Origin of the sequence: Enterobacter sp. CM29 (assembly GCF_013179605.1) — a bacterium.
Taxonomy (GTDB): Bacteria; Pseudomonadota; Gammaproteobacteria; order Enterobacterales; family Enterobacteriaceae; genus Enterobacter; species Enterobacter intestinihominis.
Window position 1 is genome coordinate 1 of record NZ_JABMCU010000366.1, and the last position, 1,101, is coordinate 1,101.

A 1,101-nucleotide genomic window follows, 5' to 3' on the forward strand; every position below is an offset into this window, starting at 1 on the left:
CCACTCCGTTGATTCGCGAAGTGCTGGCCCTGCTGCTGTGCCTGATTGCCGGCGTGCTGGCGATTTATGGCTATCTGCGCTGGCTGAGAAATGAAAAAGCGATGCGTCTGAAGCAGGATCTCCCCTACACGCGCGGTTTGCTCATCATCAGTACGATTTTGCTGATGGTTGCGGGCGTAGTGATGTTACTGGTGCTGTATGCCGGATAGCCGCAAAGCGCGGCGGGAAGCGGACCCCGGGCTTCAGCCGGAGCGAACCTCGCTGGCCTGGCTGCGCACGCTGCTTGGGTATGGTGCGTTGATCGCGCTTGCCATTAAGCACAACTGGCACCGCACGGGGGCGCCATTCTGGATCTCCATTGTTGTGCTGGCGCTGGTAGCCATCATTTTATGGCGCTACACCCGCAGCCGTAACCTGATGGACGTGGCGCAGAGCGACTTTGTACAGCCGAAGGCGGTGCGGGATAAGTTCCTTATCGCCCTGGCCGTGCTGTCGCTGTCACTGCTGTTTGCGGTCACCCACATTCAACAAATTTTGCACCTGTAGGCCGGGTAAGGCGCAGCCGCCACCCGGCATATTTACTTCCCTTTCGCTAAATATTTCGCCATCTCGTCTTCCGGCACCATGCCGCCGCCGGTCGCCCAGACCAGGTGTGTAGTGTTAGCATTCGCCGTTATGCGTACCGGCCCGGCCATCCCCGCCAGCGCCGACGGCTCCAGACAAATGCCTTCTTCCTGCGCCAGCCAGCCGAGCAGGTCGTACATGCTTTGATCGGCGAGGGTATAGAACCCGTCAAGCAGACGCTCCATCGCGCGGCCCACGAAGCCAGACGCGCGACCTACCGCCAGACCGTCCGCCGCCGTCACGTTATCAATACCCAGATCCTGCACCGCGATTTCATCGTGCAGCCCGGTGTAAACGCCCAGCAGCATGCACGGGGAGTGCGTGGGCTCGGCGAAGAAACAGTGGACGTTATCGCCAAAGGCCAGCTTCAGGCCAAACGCCACGCCGCCGGGGCCGCCGCCGACGCCGCACGGCAGATAGACATTCAACGGATGTTCAGCATCCACCGCGCGCCCCTGCGCGGCAAACTGCGCTTTC

General features: G+C 61.3%; 2 protein-coding genes and 1 pseudogene. 2 read left to right on the forward strand and 1 reads right to left on the reverse strand.

The window, feature by feature from the left end:
• Window positions 1-209: pseudogene (locus HP459_RS23070) on the forward strand (hypothetical protein); the annotation flags it as partial.
• On the forward strand, window positions 199-546 hold the full coding sequence (locus tag HP459_RS23075; RefSeq protein ID WP_022646545.1) for a DUF202 domain-containing protein: 348 nt from the start codon (window positions 199-201) through the stop codon (window positions 544-546). The pseudogene HP459_RS23070 and the gene HP459_RS23075, both read left to right, overlap by 11 nt.
• Window positions 547-578: 32 nt before the next feature.
• Here HP459_RS23075 and HP459_RS23080 read toward each other — a convergent pair.
• Window positions 579-1,101 (reverse strand): D-serine ammonia-lyase (locus HP459_RS23080; RefSeq protein WP_171936940.1); only part of this gene is annotated, 523 nt, incomplete at its 5' end.

Coding starts and splice junctions, on each gene's coding strand:
- HP459_RS23075 (WP_022646545.1), top strand. CDS start 199: ATGCCGGATAGCCGCAAAGCGCGGCGGGAAGCGGACCCCGGGCTTCAG.